At 44.8% G+C, this 14,878-nt stretch carries 18 protein-coding genes; 16 read left to right on the top strand and 2 right to left on the bottom strand.

Features of this window, described 5'->3' with window-relative positions:
- The first annotated feature begins 1 nt into the window (after window position 1).
- Genes NYE58_RS07335 through NYE58_RS07355 form a run of 5 tightly spaced genes read left to right on the top strand, consistent with a single transcriptional unit; the run spans window position 2 to window position 4,234 of the window.
- The gene (locus tag NYE58_RS07335) at window positions 2-823 is read left to right on the top strand and encodes an SDR family NAD(P)-dependent oxidoreductase (protein WP_080742418.1); all 822 of its coding nucleotides are present in this window, start codon (window positions 2-4) and stop codon (window positions 821-823) included.
- Window positions 824-1,624 (top strand): energy-coupling factor transporter ATPase, encoded by an 801-nt coding sequence (locus tag NYE58_RS07340; protein WP_036681818.1) that lies wholly within the window; start codon window positions 824-826, stop codon window positions 1,622-1,624.
- A complete protein-coding gene (locus tag NYE58_RS07345) occupies window positions 1,609-2,466 on the top strand; it encodes an ATP-binding cassette domain-containing protein (protein ID WP_076099021.1) in 858 nt (285 codons plus the stop codon). The genes NYE58_RS07340 and NYE58_RS07345 overlap by 16 nt, the downstream gene beginning before the upstream one ends.
- A complete protein-coding gene (locus NYE58_RS07350; RefSeq protein ID WP_341001507.1) occupies window positions 2,459-3,262 on the top strand; it encodes an energy-coupling factor transporter transmembrane component T family protein in 804 nt (267 codons plus the stop codon). Before NYE58_RS07345 ends, NYE58_RS07350 begins: the two co-directional genes overlap by 8 nt.
- A 6-nt stretch (window positions 3,263-3,268) precedes the next feature.
- Window positions 3,269-4,234, top strand: a complete 966-nt coding sequence (locus tag NYE58_RS07355) for an NAD(P)H-dependent flavin oxidoreductase (protein WP_076316911.1) — start codon at window positions 3,269-3,271, stop codon at window positions 4,232-4,234.
- 84 nt (window positions 4,235-4,318) lie between these two features.
- Here the strand turns inward: NYE58_RS07355 and NYE58_RS07360 are convergent, their stop codons facing one another.
- Window positions 4,319-5,413, bottom strand: coding sequence for a M24 family metallopeptidase (locus NYE58_RS07360; protein WP_036681827.1), 1,095 nt, complete (start codon window positions 5,411-5,413; stop codon window positions 4,319-4,321).
- A 225-nt stretch (window positions 5,414-5,638) separates the two neighbouring features.
- Here NYE58_RS07360 and NYE58_RS07365 point away from each other — a divergent pair, with 225 nt between their 5' ends.
- Window positions 5,639-6,481, top strand: coding sequence for an SDR family oxidoreductase (locus NYE58_RS07365; protein ID WP_036681828.1), 843 nt, complete (start codon window positions 5,639-5,641; stop codon window positions 6,479-6,481).
- A gap of 25 nt (window positions 6,482-6,506) precedes the next feature.
- Window positions 6,507-7,010 carry a GNAT family N-acetyltransferase gene (locus tag NYE58_RS07370; RefSeq protein WP_036681829.1) on the top strand — a complete coding sequence of 168 codons (504 nt, stop codon included), beginning with the start codon at window positions 6,507-6,509 and terminating at the stop codon, window positions 7,008-7,010.
- Window positions 7,011-7,027: 17 nt separating this feature from the next.
- On the opposite strand, the gene NYE58_RS07375 is transcribed toward NYE58_RS07370, so the two are convergent.
- Window positions 7,028-7,372 (bottom strand): winged helix-turn-helix transcriptional regulator, encoded by a 345-nt coding sequence (locus NYE58_RS07375; protein ID WP_036681832.1) that lies wholly within the window; start codon window positions 7,370-7,372, stop codon window positions 7,028-7,030.
- Window positions 7,373-7,461: 89 nt separating this feature from the next.
- On the opposite strand from NYE58_RS07375, the gene NYE58_RS07380 reads away from it, so the two are divergent.
- The 9 genes from NYE58_RS07380 to NYE58_RS07420 all read left to right on the top strand — a co-directional run bounded on the left by NYE58_RS07380 (window position 7,462) and on the right by NYE58_RS07420 (window position 14,850).
- Window positions 7,462-7,722, top strand: a complete 261-nt coding sequence (locus NYE58_RS07380) for a YqkE family protein (protein WP_076104810.1) — start codon at window positions 7,462-7,464, stop codon at window positions 7,720-7,722.
- A gap of 228 nt (window positions 7,723-7,950) precedes the next feature.
- Entirely contained in the window at window positions 7,951-8,898 is a 948-nt protein-coding gene (locus tag NYE58_RS07385; protein WP_036681839.1) for an ABC transporter permease, read from the top strand.
- Window positions 8,899-8,900: 2 nt separating this feature from the next.
- Window positions 8,901-9,845, top strand: coding sequence for an iron chelate uptake ABC transporter family permease subunit (locus tag NYE58_RS07390; protein ID WP_036681842.1), 945 nt, complete (start codon window positions 8,901-8,903; stop codon window positions 9,843-9,845).
- Window positions 9,839-10,594: an iron ABC transporter ATP-binding protein gene (locus NYE58_RS07395; protein ID WP_038569188.1), complete on the top strand. Its 756-nt coding sequence runs from the start codon at window positions 9,839-9,841 to the stop codon at window positions 10,592-10,594. The genes NYE58_RS07390 and NYE58_RS07395 overlap by 7 nt, the downstream gene beginning before the upstream one ends.
- 122 nt (window positions 10,595-10,716) lie before the next feature.
- Window positions 10,717-11,721 carry a siderophore ABC transporter substrate-binding protein gene (locus tag NYE58_RS07400; RefSeq protein WP_280513452.1) on the top strand — a complete coding sequence of 335 codons (1,005 nt, stop codon included), beginning with the start codon at window positions 10,717-10,719 and terminating at the stop codon, window positions 11,719-11,721.
- 166 nt (window positions 11,722-11,887) lie between these two features.
- Window positions 11,888-12,391 carry a sigma-70 family RNA polymerase sigma factor gene (locus NYE58_RS07405; protein WP_038569189.1) on the top strand — a complete coding sequence of 168 codons (504 nt, stop codon included), beginning with the start codon at window positions 11,888-11,890 and terminating at the stop codon, window positions 12,389-12,391.
- Entirely contained in the window at window positions 12,384-13,577 is a 1,194-nt protein-coding gene (locus tag NYE58_RS07410) for an anti-sigma factor (protein WP_038569190.1), read from the top strand. Before NYE58_RS07405 ends, NYE58_RS07410 begins: the two co-directional genes overlap by 8 nt.
- 202 nt (window positions 13,578-13,779) lie before the next feature.
- A complete protein-coding gene (locus tag NYE58_RS07415) occupies window positions 13,780-14,286 on the top strand; it encodes a metallophosphoesterase family protein (RefSeq protein WP_036681852.1) in 507 nt (168 codons plus the stop codon).
- Between the two features lie 102 nt (window positions 14,287-14,388).
- A complete protein-coding gene (locus NYE58_RS07420; RefSeq protein WP_038569191.1) occupies window positions 14,389-14,850 on the top strand; it encodes a GNAT family N-acetyltransferase in 462 nt (153 codons plus the stop codon).
- Window positions 14,851-14,878: the final 28 nt, after the last annotated feature.

The raw sequence follows: 14,878 nt of genomic DNA on the forward strand, positions 1-14,878 counted from the left end.
GATGAATAGAGTAGCCTTAATTACTGGTGCAACAAGAGGGATCGGACGTAGTATTGCCATGCAGCTTGGCAAGTCAGGTTATATAGTGGTTGTAAATGGTACGAAACAAGTCTTAATTGATGAGGTTGTGCGCGAGATCCGCCAGGCAGGCGGAGAGGCGCTAGGGTACGCTGCTAATGTAGCCGATCCAGTCGCAGTCACTGCCATGGTAGATGAGGTCATTGCCCGATACGGTCGTATCGAGGTGTTGATAGCTAACGCGGGGATTTTGCAGGATCAGAAATGTCAGCGTATGACGGATGAACAGTGGAAGACTGTTCTGGATGTGCATTTAAATGGCACCTATTATAGCATTCAACGAGTATTACCACATATGCGTGAGACAGGTGGGGATATCCTGTTGATGACCTCTGCTGCTGGACTAGCAGGTTCCGTGGGTCAGGTGAATTATAGTGCAGCCAAGGCTGGAATACTCGGCATGATGTGGACGCTCGCAGCAGAGCTGAAACGTGACCAGATTAGGGTCAATGCGATTTCTCCAGCGGCGTTAACGGATATGACCAGACCTATAATTGACCATCTGAGGGAAAAACATGCCAGTCGGAATGAACCTTTGCCTGACTTTTGGAGAATAGGTGACCCGGAGGCTATTGCTTCCTTCGTGACTGCATTATTGAGGGAGTCCGACGCGGATTTAACCGGTGAAATCTTTGCTGTGAATGGATCAAAAGTGACAAAATGGGAGAAGCCTGCACCTGCATTTTCCGAGAACAGCATTGAGGCATTTTTTGCTGCTTGGCACCTTCAAAAGGGGAGTGAATAAATGCTTACCTTCGATCAAGTTTGTTTTTATTATAAAAAGGGACAACCTCTCCTGGAGGATATTAGCTTTACGATAGAAGCAGGGGAGTTTGTGGCGATAGTTGGCGCGAATGGTTCTGGCAAATCCACTATTGCAAAGCTCATGGACGGACTGCTGCTGCCACGAAAAGGGGCTGTACAATTTAAGAGCTTGGACACGGCAAAACCAACGGATCTTGCGGAGATCCATCAGCAAATCGGTTTTGTTTTTCAGAATCCAGAGGATCAGTTTATCACCACAACCGTTATGGATGAGGTGCTTTTTGGTTTGGAGAATATCCGTGTGCCGAGGGAAGAAATGCGCAGCCGATTGGATCATGCCTTGCAGGCCGTTCAAATGGAGGATTATCTGGAGGCTATGCCACATCAGCTATCTGGAGGTCAAAAGCAACGTGTCGCTATCGCAGCTATATTGGCGATGCGCCCGCAAGTCATTATTTTTGATGAGGCTACCTCAATGCTTGATCCTCAGGGAAGACAGCAGGTTCTTTCCATCATGCAAGAGCTGCATCGTCAAGGCCTGACCCTTATTCATATCACCCACCATATGGAGGAAGTGCTTGCAGCAGAACGCGTATTGCTCCTGCACCAAGGACGACTTGAGTTTGACGGCGATCCACTGACTTTTTTTGAAACCATGCCTGTTGCGGACTATCAATTACATCTGCCCTTCGCAGTGCGTGTACATACATTGCTCCATTCAGCAGCACCGCTAACAGCCGATTGGAAGGGGATAATTCGATCACAATGGTCTACCAATTAAAGAATCTAAGTGTGAACTATGCCGATCATGTGGCTTTGCACAATATAAACTGCACTATTCCTGAGGGCAAATGGATTTCTATTATCGGTCCAACAGGCGCAGGAAAGTCTACCTTTGTCAAAGTGCTGAAGGGCTTGATTCCCACCGTAAAAGGAGACTATTGGATTAATCAGCAGCCTGCCAGCAGAGATGCCAAAGGGCGCTTAAAGGTTGTCCCTGAGTTGGGTTTCGTTTTTCAATATCCGGAGCATCAGCTATTCGAAACAACGGTGTATAAGGAGCTTGCTTTTGCTCTGAATCAACAGGGCGCTTCACGTCAGCAAATTACAGAGGCGATTGAAACGATTTTGCCACAAGTGGGTTTGCCTGAGGGAATTCTCCCCTTAAATCCATTCCAGTTAAGCGGTGGTGAAAAGCGCCGTGTAGCTATTGCCTCTGTACTGATGACAAATCCGAAGCTGCTGATTTTGGATGAACCGACAGCGGGTCTCGATCCTGCTAGCCAAGTGTCTTTGCTGAAGCTACTAAAGGAATGGCAGCAACAAGACAATCACACGATCCTCTTCGTTTCGCATCAGATGGATGATGTTGCCGAATACTCGGATGAGGTCATTGTTTTTCATGAAGGTCAGTTAAAAGGGCATCATGATATCAGAACATTGTTTCTGGAAAAGGAAGAATTACTGCTGGAACTTGGACTATCCTTGCCTGAACCCGTACAGCTCTTGAAGCTAATGGAGGAATTATCTGACCAGAAGATTGAAGTTGCCAGCTGTAAAGAGCAGGATATCCTCGAAGCGATTTTGCCGATTTGGCATTCGAGGGGGCAAGGGCATGGCTGATTCCGTATTAGTCGGTCAATATGTGGAGACGCATTCGATTTTTCATCGTTTAGATCCTCGTACAAAGCTTGTAAGTATCGTGATGCTCATGCTTAGCTTTATGATGCTTGGAACGGGGATTAGTTATGTTGTTGCAACCTTTTTTGTACTGGGAATGTTGTTACTGTCGAAAGTTCCTGTGCATTTTTTTTGGCGAGGGCTGCGGCCGGTATTATTTATTTTATTGTTTACTTTTGTTTACAATGCCGTATTCACCAAAGGGACGGTTCTCTGGTCATGGTTTTTTATCGAGGTGACTGAAGAGGGACTGCGAACAGGATTACGTTTTGTATGGCGTATTATATTGCTCATCTTGTTAGCCTCAGTTCTAACCTTAACTACTAAGCCGCTGGACTTAGCTTATGGTCTGGAAAAGCTGCTTGCCCCTCTATCCAAATTGGGGGTACCCGTAGAACAGTTCTCTTTAATGATAGTGATTGCGATCCGTTTTATCCCTACCATCAAGGAGGAGCTTGATCGTATCTTTCTCGCACAAAAGGCTAGAGGTTATGATCTTACAGTATTGTCACTGCCTAAACGGATATACGCGTACATTCCGATCATTATTCCTCTGCTCTTCACAACGATTCAACGTGCTGAACAGCTGAGCTATGCAATTGATGCGCGTGCTTATGGTAATGGTAAAGGAAGGACTTCTTTTAAAAGACTGCAATTTCAGCAGATAGATTATCTGGCAGGGGGAGTTGTCCTTTTATTTGCCGTGATTCTGCTTTGCTTAAAGATAGGAAAGGTGTAGATGAAGATGAAATGGAACACCCGTATTACGGAGTTATTGCACATAGAATATCCTATTATTCAAGGAGGACTTGCTTATTTAGGTTATGCAGACCTCGCGGCTGCGGTTTCAAATAGCGGTGGACTGGGTCAGGTCACAGCAATGAGTCTTCCGGATGCTGAGGCCTTACGTGCAGAAATACGGCGGGTACGAACACTAACAGACAAGCCATTTGGGGTTAATTTTGCTATCGGCATGCATGGGATTGGTTATGAAGACCGGGTGCAGGTCGCCATCGACGAGCAGGTTCCCGTGGTGAGCCTCACTGGAGGGAATCCAGCCCCTATACTGGAAATGTTACTGCTCACCGATATTAAAACGCTCGTGCTCGTCTCCTCACGCAGACAAGCCCAAAAGGCCGAACAATTAGGCGCTTCTGCGGTTATTGTTGTTGGGCAAGAGGGCGGGGGTCACTTAGGGCGTGACGATGTTGGAACCATGGTGCTCGTTCCTCAAGTGGTCGATACGGTTAACATCCCTGTGATTGCTTCAGGAGGGATCGGAGATGGCCGTGGATGGATGGCTGCTCATGCGCTTGGGGCTGAGGGAATCGAAATGGGCACTCGGTTCGTTGCTACAGTGGAATGTGTGCACGCGGCTGCTTCTTATAAAAAAGCTTTAGTAGAAAGCTCAGAGTCGGATACGGTTGTAATCAAACGTTCTATTGGAGCACCCGCACGAGTGTTGCGTAGTGACTACATTGATCAAATTCTTGAAATCGAGCGCGTGACACCGACCTATGAAGCATTAAAAGAATATATCAGTGGTGCAGCCAACAAGCGCTGGATTTATGATGGTATCAAAGAAGAGGGCATCGGCTGGGCAGGTCAAGTAACAGGAATGATCCAAGATATACCTACAGTCGCGGAGCTGGTCGGCAGGATGGTTAAAGAGGCTGGGTTGATTCGCGGGATGTGGGGAACACAGGTTTAAATAAAAACAAACACAGAGCGGTGATTCTCTCATTATTGGAGGAATCGCTGCTCTGTGTTTTTGACCGTGGCTTGTAATTCTTTTCTACAAATGAAGAATAGTCAGTTCCTTAGGGAAGCTTGTTAAGGTCTCTGCGCCTTCAGCTGTAATAATCAGATCATCTTCGATACGCACACCCGCTAGTCCAGGCACATAAATTCCTGGCTCAACGGTGAACACATTGCCGATCTCGATAATGTCATCGTTCTGTCCGTGAAGTGATGGATATTCATGAACATCCATACCCAGTCCGTGTCCGACACGGTGCAAGAAATATTCCCCGAATCCAGCTTCCTCAATTACATCACGTGCAGCTTTGTCGACTGAGCCGAAAGGTGCTCCAGGATTGGAGGCAGCGATCCCAGCTTCGTTGGCAGCCAGCACAGTGTTATAAATAGTGATTAGCTTGTCGTCCACGGATTCAATTGCAAAGGTACGTGTAATATCAGAAGCATAACCATCGGCATACACCCCGATATCAAACATCAGGAAATCGCCTGGTTGAATGACCCGGTTGCCAGGAACACCGTGAGGCAGGGCAGTTTTCGGACCAGAAAGCACCATAGTGTCGAAGGAAGGACCGGAAGCGCCAACCTTTTTCATTAGATATTCTAGCTCCGCTACTAGATCGTTTTCTGTAACGCCTGTTTTTACGTGGGTAAGAACGCGGCGCAAGGCTTCCTCAACTAGCTCAGCGGCATGTTTCATGCGCTTAACTTCATCCGGGGTCTTTTTGGAGCGCATGCTGCGCAGCAATGGACCAATATCACTAAACCGTTCAGCTGGAACAGCAGCGGTTAGGTGTTCAAAACGGGCTACTGAGAAATGTTCCTTCTCTATGCCAAGAGTTCCAAGCTTGCTGCTGCCGAAACAATCTTTTAGCAGGTTATAGGGATTATCAGTGTCACTGTGAGTTAGGATTTTGGTGACCGAAGAAGCCGCTTGAGCCGCTTCTGCATCCAATGCAGGCAGAATGAGCATAGGCTCTTCTCCGCGTATCAGCAGCAGACCCAGAAAACGTTCATGCGGATCGCTGGCGAAGCCGGTTAAGTAGTAGACATGCTTGGGATCTGTTACGAGCAGGGCATCCAGACCTTCGCCCGCCATTTGCTGCTCTAGGCTTGTCAGAGCATTATTCATAGTTGGTGTTCCCCTTTCAACTTCACGATTAGAACTGCAATATTCCTATTATAGATCAAAAATAGACCAGACGCACCTGACGAACTATAACTATCGTTGGCTAATCATGACATGAAGCTTTTCTTAACCCTACTAGTTGGTGTAACATATCTTTAAATATACTTCTCCTAAGGTTAGGCTAAAGCTTATTCGGGTACGGTTGTTGAGAGAGGAGTGATTCTTGGAATGAGAGGAACAATCGCACTTGTTACCGGAGCGAATTCCGGTATGGGGCTGGCTACAACAGTTGAACTGGCTCGCAAGGGAGCCAAAGTCATTATGGTTTGCCGTAATCGCCAGCGGGGAGAAGAAGCACTTGCTGCCGCCAAACAAAAGAGCCACTCCGAGGATATCGAGCTCATGTTGTGTGATCTGGCTTCACTTGAGAGCATTCGCAGCTTTGCTGAGGAATTTACTATGAAATATCCGATGCTAGACATACTTATCAATAACGCCGGGGTAGTCACGATTAAGCGTCAGCTTACGAAGGACGGCTTTGAGATGGATCTTGGCGTAAATCATTTGGGGCATTTTCTACTTACAAATCTGTTACTTAAGTCGTTGCAGGCAGCAGAGCAAGGCCGTATCATTGTGGTTGCCTCCGGTGCTTACAAAATAGGTGCGCTCCATTATGAAGATCCAACCCTGGCTCGCCGTTTTAATCCTGCAAAAGCCTATGCCCGATCCAAGCTAGCCAATATTCTGTTCACGCGGGAGCTGGCTTCGCGTCTTCACGGAACAAGGGTGACGGTGAATTGCTTGCATCCAGGTGCAGTGGGGACGAATATAGGTGTAAACCGGCAGACAGGCTTCGGCAAGTCGGTACTTAAGTTACTCTCATACTTTTTCTTAACACCTGAACAAGGCGCCGATACAGCGATTTATTTGGCTACAGATCCTGATCTTGAAGAGGTAACCGGTCAATATTATTATCGAAGAAAGATTAAACAACTGTCTCCCAGAGCGCAGAATACAATAGAGGCCGAACGGCTGTGGCAATGGAGCCAGGAGCAGGTCGGCCTGAGTTAATTAACACATTTGGAGGAATTAAGGGATGAATTGGGAGAACAGCAGAATTGAAGATGCGACATCTGCAGACTTAGCAGCTATTGTAGATATTTATAACTCAACGATTGCTGGGAGGATGGTAACTGCAGATCTGGAACCCATTACTGTTGCAGACCGGGAGAAATGGTTTCTTGAGCATAACAGCCATCACCGTCCCTTATGGGTACTGAAGCAAGGAGATGAAATTGCAGCATGGTTCAGTTTTCAATCCTTCTATGGTCGTCCAGCGTATAATGCAACAGCAGAAATCAGCGTATACGTGAATGAAAAGTTCCGTGGTGGTGGTGCTGGCAGAATTCTTCTGACAGAGGCCATTGAGAAAGCCCCTAGTCTCGGAATTAAGAATCTAGTCGGCTTTGTGTTTGGACATAATGATCCAAGCCTTGGTTTGCTGAAAAAATTTGGTTTTAAAGAGTGGGGAATGCTGCCTGGTGTGGCTGAACTTGACGGTATAGAGCGTGATTTAGTCATTGTAGGCCTTAAAGTCTAAAATACCAGATAAAACGCTTACATTTTGAGAGTTGGATTTAGGTTATCGGTGTCGCAATCGACCCATTCTTTGGACCAACTCTGTAAGTCTCGGATGACTGATTCCAGGGCAAGACCTTTATCCGTCAAAGAATATTGGATTCGCACGGGGGTCTCTGGGAACACTTCTCGAAGAACGATCCCTTCCTGTTCCAGCTCTTTGAGCCGTTCGGAGAGCAGTCTTCCACTGATGGGCAATGCCGCTTCAATTACATTGAAACGTTGGGGTCCTTGAAGGAGCTGGTAGATAATTAAACCAGTCCAACGCCTGCCGATAATATCCATACTTTTTTGTAGCCGGGGACATAAATCATTGGACTTCATAGGGCTCACCTCTTAGTAAACATTATAAACGAAAAGACCAATAACTTAAACAAATTCCAATTTAATTCAGCTAGAAAGGATGATGGACAGTGGCTAAAAAAAAGAAAATGCCTACCACACCAAGAGCCGCTACGAATGATGGCCCTGCTACGTTAAAAGACCTGCTAAGCAGTGATGTTCTAGGAAAGCTGAAGGCGCAATCTGATGCGTTGAAAGCGGAGGAAAATGACCGTAAAGAAGCTGCCCGTAAGGCAGTGGAAGATCAGCGCAAGGCTGAGCAGAAGCGGTTGGAGAATGATTTTGCACATCTGCTGGAGAACAGTAATCAGGATTGGAAGAAATTTAAATAAATCCTATGGCTTAGCGCTAAAAATATGGCAGAGATTAAAGAGGCACCCGTTAGGGTGTCTTTTTTTATGTAACTTAAGCAGATAAGCCTAATTCTTAATTATTTTAAATTTAAGTATATGAAAGGGTTGACCCTCAAAGTGGGCTTAGGTATAATTTAAAACATTGCGAATGAAAATCATTATCATAAAATCGCATTTGTAAACTATTAAACAGATAAGGAACAACTCATGAAACTAAAATATTTGTCCCTACTTCTAATAGTATTTTCATTTATTTCTTTGTTTATAGGCGTTAAAGATATATCCCCATTAGATCTCTTTCATCTTACGGAATCTCAAGCACAGACCTTGCTGGTAAGCCGGATTCCCCGGTTAGCCGCATTGATTATCGCTGGAGTCAGCATGAGTATTGCCGGATTAATTATGCAACAGCTGTCACGCAATAAATTCGTCTCACCGACTACGGCAGGGACGATGGATTCCGCAAAATTTGGTATTCTCGTATCCCTCATGTTATTCACAGGCGCAACGCCAATGCAGAAATTGCTTGTTGCTTTTGTTTTTGCGCTATTGGGCACCTTTATTTTTATGAGAATCCTGGATCGGATCAAGTTCAAGGATAGTATTTTTATCCCGCTGGTCGGACTCATGTTCGGCAACATTGTAGGCTCGATTACAACATTTTTTGCGTATAAAAATGATTTGATTCAGAATATCTCATCTTGGATGCTTGGGGATTTCTCGACGATTATCAAAGGCCAATACGAATTAATTTATATCAGCATTCCACTTGTCATTCTGGCGTATCTCTTCGCTAATAAATTTACGGTAGCCGGTATGGGCGAGGATTTTTCCGTCAATCTTGGCATGAACTACAAAGCGGTGGTCAACGTGGGATTGGTAATTGTAGCGTTAATCTCTTCTGTTGTCATTTTAACCGTAGGTACGATTCCATTTCTGGGTCTAGTAGTACCTAACATTGTAACGTTGTACATAGGGGATAACCTCAAAAAAAGTCTGGCGCATACAGCCATTCTCGGAGCGGTGTTCCTCCTGTTCTGCGATATTCTGGGCAGGCTCATTATCTATCCATATGAAATATCAATCAGTCTCACGGTAGGCGTCATCGGTAGTGGTCTATTTATCTACTTGCTGATGAGAAGAAAGGCGAACTAGAGATGAAGACAAAACTAACTATATTATCAATAAGTGCTGTCGCCCTCATCGTCTTGTTTATGACGTATCATGCTTTGGGAAATTGGGACTACGTTCTGCCCAGCCGGGGAAGAAAGCTGGCGGCCATTCTGATTACCGGAGCTGTGATAGCTGTCTCTACCGTAGTTTTTCAGAGCATCACGAACAATCGTATTTTGACACCAAGTATTCTCGGGCTCGATTCCCTGTACATGTTAATCCAGACGTTCGGTGTTTATGCCTTAGGTTCATCGAATATGACCTTTATGAATAAAAACATCAACTTCTTGTTCTCTGCGTGCCTCATGGTCCTGTTTTCAGGCGTATTGTATAAGCTAATGTTCCGTAGGGAAGGACAAAATATTTATTTCCTGCTGCTGGTAGGGCTGATCATGGGGACGATGTTCCAGAGCGCGTCTTCTTTTATGGAAGTGCTTATTGATCCGAACGAATTCCTGATTCTACAGGGGAAAATGTTCGCCAGCTTCAACAATGTCAGCAGTGACCTATTGATTCTTTCTACCATTGTTCTGACGCTAACTACGTTGTATTTCTTGCGATTTGTTAAGTATTTGGATGTTATTTCGCTTGGGAAAGATGAAGCCATTAATCTGGGGATCAATTATGACTATGTGGTCAAAAGGCTGCTAGTTATTGTATCTATCTACGTTTCGATCTCGACGGCTCTAGTGGGGCCAATCACTTTCTTAGGTTTGTTGGTAGCTAATGTGGGACACCAGCTGTTCCGTACCTATAAGCATGCCTATCTGATTCCTGGAACGATTCTGCTGAGTATTGTTGCGCTTGTCGGTGGGCAGTTCCTGGTCGAACGTGTTTTTGGATTTAATACTACGGTTAGTGTGATTATCAATTTTGCAGGCGGCGTCTACTTCGTCTATCTGCTGTTAAAGGAGAATAAGTCGTGGTAGAAGTTAAAAATTTAACCAAATGTTATGGCGGAGTAACCGTCGTTGATGATGTGTCCTTGTCCATTAAAAAGGGCGCAATCACCTCGTTTATCGGACCAAATGGTGCGGGTAAAAGTACACTGCTCTCCATGATCAGCAGACTTATCTCCAAAGACGCGGGAGAGGTGCTGATCGAAGGTAAGGAAATCGGTACCTGCAAAAGTAATGAGCTTGCTCGTAAAATATCGGTGTTAAAGCAGTCCAATCATATTAGCGTACGCCTCACTGTGAAGGAGCTCGTTTCTTTTGGGAGATTCCCGTATTCACAGGGGAAGCTGAGTCCGGAGGATCGGGCGTTCGTTGACGAAGCGATTGCTTACATGGATCTCCAAGAAATGCAGGATAAATATATTGATCAGCTCAGTGGAGGGCAACGCCAGCGGGCATATATTGCCATGGTCATGGCTCAGGATACAGAGTACATTCTGCTCGACGAACCGCTCAACAACCTTGATATGAAGCATTCCGTCCAAATTATGAAGGTGCTTCGCCGCTTGGTGGACGAGAAGGGGAAGACGATTGTGCTCGTTATCCACGATATTAACTTTGCTTCTTGTTACTCTGACTACATTGTTGCGCTTAAAAATGGAAGAGTAGCTTCCTCGGGTACAGCGGATGAAATTATAGATTCTGCAGTTCTTAAAGAGGTATATGACATGGACATTCCTATTGAAACTATAGGAGGCCGAAAAATCGGTGTCTATTTCTAAAAAGGTAACTATTACTATGCGGATATTATTATGACGTAACGTAAGAAGTGAAAGGCGCCAGCTTCTTAACGCATACGCGAATAATTCAAATAGCTTCACTATAAAAATTAGGGGTGAATACATTGAAGAAGAACTTATCTTTACTGATGATGACAGTATTTCTTGCGGTAATCTTGGCGGCTTGCGGCTCCAATAATGCAGCAACTTCAAATAACAATACAGCAGCGGCAGGCAATTCGGAGGCTACTACTGCACCAACAACGGAAGCAACTACAGCACCGACAGAGCTTACTTTCAAGCATGCGCTTGGCGAAACAACTATCAAAAGCAATCCGCAAAAAGTGGTTGTTTTTGACTTCGGTACACTGGATACGCTGGATAAACTGGGCGTAGAGGTGACTGGAGTGCCTCAAAGTAATGTACCGGCTTATCTCTCTAAATATAACGATGCTAAATATGAGAATGTTGGTGGTTTGAAAGAGCCTGACTTCGAAAAAATAAACAGTCTTTCTCCGGACCTGATCATCATTTCCGGCAGACAACAGGATTCTTATGAAGAATTCAGCAAAATTGCACCTACTCTGTATGTGGCTGTAGATAATGCAAACTATATGGAATCTTTTACGAATAACGTGAAAATGCTGGGTCAAATTTTTGGAAAAGAAGCAGAAGTAGAAACTGAGCTTGCGACTATCAATGATTCCATCAAAGCTTTGAATACGAAGGCAACAGCTGATGGCAAAAAAGCACTTGTTATTCTCGCGAATGAAGGAAAAATCAGTGCTTACGGTGCAGGTTCCCGTTTTGGGATTATCCATGACATGTTCGGATTTGCACAGGCAGATGATAAAATTGAAGTATCCACTCACGGACAAAGCGTATCTTACGAATATGTAGCGGATAAGAACCCGGATTATCTGTTTGTAGTAGACAGAGATGCGGTTGTGAAGAGTGATGGCGGTGAATCCGGTTCAGCTAAAAAAGCAGTTGAAAACGATCTAGTGAAGAATACAAATGCCTTTAAAAACGGTAAGATCATCTACTTGGATCCTAACTACTGGTATTTGTCCGGTGGCGGTTTAATATCCGTTAGCGAAATGCTCAAAGAAGTTGAAGTTGTTCTGTAAGCAGAGTAACTTGGTGAATTAAAAAGCCTGTTGGCGGGAGTAATACTCCTTGCCAGCAGGCTTTTTTCGCTTTTTTCCATAGATTTACTGGTATATTCATACTAGTTGCTAAATTTATCTGTAACTTTTCAGGCTGGGATACGTGGTTAGGTTAAGGGGGGAGTGCATGAAGCGAAATTCATTGGATGAAATATATCAGATGTATGTGATGGATATTTACCGCTATTTGCGCTCCCTTTGTGGTGATCATTATGCGGCTGAAGATTTGATGCAAGAAACCTTTTATCGCGCTTATCTACATTTGGAGAATTGTAAAGAAGAGAAGATTAAACCATGGCTGTTCCGTGTCGCTTATAACGCCTTCGTAGATTACAAGCGAAAGGAAGGTCGCAGTACAGTTCAGAGTGAGGATTATTTCAAAAAGCTTGCTCATCCAGATACCACAGAAAGCACACTGCTTCATCAGGAACGTTGGGAAGAGATGAGGATAGCGGTAAGTGAGCTACCGGACAATCAGAGAAATGCACTGCTGCTGCATGATTTTCATGGGCTGAGTTATCGGGAAGCATCGGACATTATGGATGTGGGCTTGTCCCAATATAAGATATTGATCTTTCGGGCCAGACAGAAGCTGCGTGAGGCAGAGCGGAGGAGAAATGAACATGAGTGAAGAGTTTAAGGAGAAGTTAAGAAGGTATGGCGAAGGCACTCTTGCTGATGAGGATAGGGATGAGGTTGAGCGTGAGTTAGAGAAGATGGAAGCTTACCAGGCTTATCTGGATGAACTCATGGGCGAAGAAAAGCCGGCTCCAGATGAGGAGAAGAGCATAAAATTCGGAAAGGGTAAAAGAAACAGACCCGGCAAAGAAAAAAAGATCATCCGCCGTGGCAAGTGGAAAGCACGTATATCGAATACTTTAACGGTGATTTCTGCGTTTTTGATTTTTTTGATTGTCAGCAGTATCATCACAGCGGTATTTTATAGCACTGGAGAAAGAGGAGAGACTTACCGTGATGTCGTTTCTTCCGCAATTGCTGTTTCACAGCCGAATACGATCGTCCATTTGAGTAGCGATTCCGGACCGTTTTTTAGTATGAATCTGCAGGGTGAAATAATAAAACAAATTGGTGATGCGCGGATTAATGTTGGAGATTATTCGATGAAGTTTCTATTAGGCTGGCCTAGAATCTATAGTTATTCATGGACATATGAACGCAGTGGGACAGGTAATTACTTTATCTATCCCATTGAGAACCAGTCTGCAGAAAATAGGATGGATGACAGCAGTGAGTGGGAAAAACTAGAGAAGCTCCCTGAAGGTACGGTAGGAGAAGCCTATTTGTCTTTTGAACAATTTTTTACGACAGATGAGCTATTGAAGAAGTTTCAGCATAAAAATCTTGAACTTTTATGGTTCGCAGCAGATACAGGTCCAAGGACACAAGAGCCAGTAATAAATGATCCCTTAGGATTTCCAAGTATGCCTATCTGGCATGCTGATGATATGAAGGTGACACAAGAATCAAAGAAAAAGTGGGGTTGGTTTGGAGGGGTGACTAGCCGCACGAGTGTTTCTCCATCTGTTGACTCATATGGGGATGGTGAACTGCGTAATGCGAACTTCCTTAAGACACTGCACTTAATGCAGGAGCATAAATCGATCGCCAACAAGGTAATTCCGTTTATTGATCTGGATGACTCCATTAGCTATCTGGAGAAGAACGGAGTTAGGCTGTATGGAGCTGTCGTAACCGGTCCGGTTAAAGAGTTGCTCAAGTTAAAGGAAGAAAAATGGGTCAGTAATATTCATGTTGAAGAAGTAAGATTATGGAATTGGCAGGATAGAGAGAACTGAGTTGGGATGCTAAATACTGTAGAAGGTAGTAAGCGTAAATGATTTCTTCGTAATTACTTAATGGCAGTCGGATATGCCCTGTGTTAGTGGGGTGTACCCGGCTTTTCTGTGTGGGAGAAGTCACAGAACTTGCTTCTCGTTTAAGCAAATCGTACAATTATTTGATTATGAGATGAGTATGATAGATTAGGAGCTGAGTTATATGAAAGTAGGCGTGGTATCAGATACACATATGACAAGAATGGCTAAGTCTCTGCCCAAAGCGCTTGTTGCTGAATTCCGGAATGTAGACTTGATTCTGCATCTTGGAGATTGGGTGAGTATGGGAATCTACGATTTGTTGGCTGAATTAGCTCCAGTGGAAGGGATTGCTGGAAATAACGATGGAATAGAGATCATTGAGCGTTTCGGGGAGCGTAAGCTGCTAACGCTTGAGGGAGTCCGGATCGGAATGGTCCATGGGCATACGCCACACTCCCGCAAAGGAACGGACGGGAATGCGCTGCTTGCTTTTGCGAACGATAAGGTGGATTGTATTCTTTTTGGTCATTCGCATCAGCCTTTATTGCGGGAAGAGAATGGGATTCTGCTCTTTAATCCAGGATCGCCAACAGATAAACGACGTGAGAAACTGTATTCCTTCGGAATCTTGGATATCGAAGAGGGTAAAGTCAGTGCCCGGCATGTGTTCTACGATTCCAAAGAATAAGAATAATTGTCCAAATGATCTGGCGTTCGCTCCATGGTGCACGGTACGGCTGAAATATACAATAACGTTAAAACGGCCCAAGCCGGAAAGTGAGCGCTGAGGATGAACAACTATCGTATTGAACGTGCGATCTATGATGATTTGGAACGGCTTATCCCATTGTTTGATGAGTATCGGGTATTTTATGGGGCAGTCTCTGATCTGGATGGTGCACGTGCTTTTTTATCAGATCGATTGAAGCTGAACGAACCGGTAATCTTTATTGCGGTGGGGGGAGAAGGCGAGGAGAAAAGAGCGTGGGGCTTCACTCAGCTCTATCCCTCTTTTTCATCGGTTTCTATGGAGCGTCTCTGGATATTGAATGATCTATATGTAACTGCGGAACTGCGAGGCCATGGGCTCGGCTCCAAGCTGCTGGAAAGTGCCAGAGCTCATGCGCTCGCTACGAATACGAAGGGCTTGTCCCTGACAACAATGACGGCGAATGTGGGGGCACAGCGCTTATATGAAGCGCATGGCTACATTCGGGATGATGATTTTTATACCTATAACCTTTTTTTCTAAAGCTAGAGAGAAAGACGAGTAAGGGGCG

This window comes from Paenibacillus sp. FSL L8-0708, from assembly GCF_038009325.1.
Classification (GTDB): Bacteria; Bacillota; Bacilli; order Paenibacillales; family Paenibacillaceae; genus Paenibacillus_AQ; species Paenibacillus_AQ odorifer.